Origin of the sequence: Immundisolibacter sp. (genome assembly GCF_041601295.1) — a bacterium.
Taxonomy (GTDB): Bacteria; Pseudomonadota; Gammaproteobacteria; order Immundisolibacterales; family Immundisolibacteraceae; genus Immundisolibacter.
On record NZ_JBFIII010000161.1, the window covers coordinates 1 to 3585 of the forward strand.

General features: G+C 66.2%; 4 protein-coding genes. All 4 read right to left on the reverse strand.

The genetic code is table 11. From position 1 onward, the window contains the following. The coding region (locus ABZF37_RS13890; RefSeq protein WP_372720933.1) for a glycosyltransferase family 2 protein at positions 1–719 on the reverse strand (719 nt) is incomplete at its 3' end. Further along, a complete protein-coding gene (locus tag ABZF37_RS13895) occupies positions 716–1672 on the reverse strand; it encodes a glycosyltransferase family 2 protein (RefSeq protein WP_372720935.1) in 957 nt (318 codons plus the stop codon). The genes ABZF37_RS13890 and ABZF37_RS13895, both read right to left, overlap by 4 nt. Before the next feature lie 30 nt (positions 1673–1702). Further along, positions 1703–3181: a lipopolysaccharide biosynthesis protein gene (locus tag ABZF37_RS13900; RefSeq protein WP_372720937.1), complete on the reverse strand. Its 1479-nt coding sequence runs from the start codon at positions 3179–3181 to the stop codon at positions 1703–1705. 124 nt (positions 3182–3305) lie between these two features. Beyond that, on the reverse strand, positions 3306–3585 hold a 280-nt coding region (locus tag ABZF37_RS13905), incomplete at its 5' end, for a hypothetical protein (protein ID WP_372720939.1).

A 3585-nucleotide genomic window follows, 5' to 3' on the forward strand; every position in this document is an offset into this window, starting at 1 on the left:
ACGCCGCGCGTCAGGCCGTGCCGAAACACCCGACCAAGCGCCCATTGCGGGCTGCAGTTGTCAGCCGGAACGTGGTGCCACACTGCCGCCCCGGCCACGTACACCAGCCGCCGCCCACCGGCCAAGATGCGTTCCTGAAGACGGGTTTCCTCGCCCACGCCGCCGCGCGTTCCGGTGGCCCCAATGGCGTCGAAAAAACCGGCCTCGGTCAGCGCCACCCATGTGATGGCGTGGTTACCTCCGACGAGCCGCGCTTCATCCATGAACCGGTTGTCCGGGCCGTAATCCACCCCCACCACCGACCACGGCAGATAGCCCGACAGCCAGGCCGGTGGCGGCATTTCATAATCCGGGCGTAGCGGCCCGCCGAAGGCACCCGCCTCGGGATAATCGGCGAACGCCTGAGCGTAAGCCTGCAGCGCGTCCCGTTCAACCCGCAAATCGTTATCCAGAAACAGGATCACCTCACCCTGGCAGGACTTGGCCCCGGCATTACGCGCTGCCGACAAGCCAAGCTGCGGCTCGTGGACATAATGCAATGGCAGCCGCGTCGCGAACTCTTGGCACAGCGCCTGCAGACCCGTTTGCGGGCCGTTCTCCACCACCCACACGCCGGCGAACGACGGCGGCCACCGCGCATCGACCAGGCTTTGCAGGGTGCGGCGCAGCAGATCTGGCCGGCCATAACTGGGGATAACAATGGCCGCGCCGGGCGTCATGCCTGCACCCCATCGTCACCCTGCACCCGGATGCCGGCCTTGGCCAGGGCGCGCGCCTGCAAGACCCGGCCGAGCGCTTCGCTGAAGCGCAGTCGGGCATGCAGCCGCCATCGGTGATCCCGGCTCAGCCGGGCACGGGCCAGGGTGTAAGCCAGGGTGATCACGTCTCCCCACAGACTACGCGGCACGCCCCCCAGCCGCGGGCCACCGTGTTGGCCCTGCGCCAGTTCCCGCACCAAGGCTCCCCGCCCATAGCGCATTGCGCGCCCGAACAGCCACTGCTCGGTCATCTGCTCAGCCCGTACCAGGTGTTCGACCACCGCCTCGGGACAAAACCAGCTGCCGTGCCCGGCTTGCGCCACGCGCAGTGTGAATTCAGTCTCGCTGCCCATGGCGTAGACGCTGGAGGTCGGCCCAATGTTCTCATCGAATCTGTGCCCAGCCTCAAACACGCGCCAGCGCACCATCATGTTGCCACCCCACACCATGGCCGGGTCTACCGGTCCGGCCGCCAAATCGGCAGGGGTTGCGGCGTACGCCATATCCAGCGGCGCCCAGTGCAGCAGCCAGCCCGGGGGCTCGACTTCGAAAGTCGGCACGATGCGCCCACCGAACAGGTCGTACGCCGGATTTTCGTCTGCCACGGTGCGCAGGCGCACCAGCCAATCCGCGGCCGGCAACACATCGTCGTCGGTCAATACCACCAGGTCGCCTTCGGCCGCGTTCAGCCCGAGGTTGAGTGCGCTGTTCTTGCCAGGCTTGGGCTGGCTGAGTACCGTCAGCGGCAGATCGCCGACGAAATTTTGCAGGACCTCGCCGGTGTTATCGGTGCTCGCGTTCTCGACCACCACCAGCTTCCAGCCACCCGCCGGCTGCGCCAATGCCGAAAATGCTTGCAGCACCCGGGGCAAACGAGGCGCGCCATTACGCGTGGCGAATAACACTGTCAGCACAGCCGCCTCCCTGTACGCAACGGCACCGGCTCAGCCACCAGCCGCCACCCGTCGCAGCATCCATGCGACGGGCGCCCGCGGTGCAATCCGCTTCGCCCCGCGTGCCACTTCGTGCGCCAACGGGTGGCCAGTCAGGGCGATCCCAATCAACCAGCCGGGCACCGCCAGAGCACCCGCCAGCGCCAACGCCAGCAACGGCTGGGCCGGGTCCGGTCCCAGCCAGAGGCGCACCAGCAAAGGGCCCGCAGCAGTAGCCGCCGTCACCCCACACCCCCGTGCCACCATGGCAGGCAAGGCCCCGCGCGCCAATGCCCAGCCACGCAGCAGGAAATATCGCCAAAGCACGATGACTACCGCCAGTGCGACAGCGGCCCGGACCAGTGCCATCAGGCCATAAGGCGAAGCCAGAACCAGAACGCCGGCAGCCAGTGCGGTTTGCAGGGCTACCTGACCCAGCGCTCGGTTGACCCGGCCGGTGGCTATCAGCAACTCGTGGGACAGCGGCAACATCATGCCGATACTGGCACTAAGACACATGATGGGTATCAGGGCAGCGCTTTCCCGCCATTGTGGGCCGTACAGCACTCCCACCATCGGCAGCGCGAACAGCGCCATCAGCGCAAACAGTGGCCAGGCAATCCCCAGCACGCACTCGGCTCCACGCCGATAGTCCGCCAAAAGGGGCCTGCTCTCGCGATGCAGGCGGGCAAAATGCGGCATGCCAACGGCAAAGATCGACCCACTGAACAAGCGGCTGAATAACCGTAACGGCCCCCGGGCGCGGTTATAGATGCCTACCGGCTCCATGCCGAGCGTGCGGCCAACGATCATTTCCGGCAAACCGGTACTGAGTTCCGTGAGCAAAGTCATGGATATGGCCTTGCCACCGAAGCGGAACACGTTTCCCATGCGACGAAAACTGGGCAGCACCCGCAATTCTGGCGGGCGAAAAAAATTCACCAGCACGATAGTGGCCAGCACCCCCGCCACAGAAGCCCAGGCAAGGCTCATGAACCCGTAACCCGACCATGCCAGCACAATACCCGTGGTCACCTGGACCACGGTGGAGCCGAGCCGGATCACCAGCAGCGGCGTAAAACGCATGTGCCGGTGCAAGAAAGCCTGCACCGTGGCACCGAACGGGATCAGCAGCAGGTTCAGCGCCAGCACATGCAGCACGTCGGCCAGGCCCGGCTCGCGATAAAACGCCGCGACCGGCCCGGCGGCGAAAAACACCACGGGTGCCAGCAGCCACGATGTACACAAGACCGCGCCCGCGGCGGTACGGATTTTGTCGCGGGTCAGCTCGGCCTCCTGCACCAGGTACTGGCCTACCCCCATGTCGCGAAAGGCCTGGATCAATCCCATGAATACCGTCGCTACGGAATAGACGCCGATTTCGTGGGGCGACAACAACCGCGCCAGCACCATGGTGCTCACCAGTTGCACACCGGTAATCAGGTAGCGCTCGGTGAGCGAGATCGCCAGGGATTTGCGAATGGAAGCCATGCGGGGACCAGTCAGGCCGGGGAGTGAAGGAGTTCGCGGCTGAAGCCGATCCTACAAAAGCGTGGAACGCCCAGCGCGTGGTGGCGCAGCAGCGCCTTCCGGGGCAAATGCCTTGTTAAACGCATCAGCCTAACCTGGCCACAGCTTTGGCCATCGCCAGCCAGCCACCGGCCGCCGTCGGCTGTGCTCGCAGCGACCGCCAGGCCGCCTGCATCGCCCGGCGGCGGTCGCCGTGCCGGCCGTGAAACACGGCCTCCTGCGCGTGCAGCTCCGCCAGCCGGTGCCGCAGCGCGGTGTGCCACGGCGCGAAGTCGGCATCCGCCAGCAGTCGCGCGAGAGACTGCCGTTTCCAGTGTCCTGGCGCCGTGCCGTCATGGGTCAGGCTGCCCGGCCGCTGCACGTAG

What these genes read in the sequence shown, in the direction of transcription:
- ABZF37_RS13900 (WP_372720937.1), bottom strand. Translation starts at nt 3,181, where the DNA reads ATGGCTTCCATTCGCAAATCCCTGGCGATCTCGCTCACCGAGCGCTAC.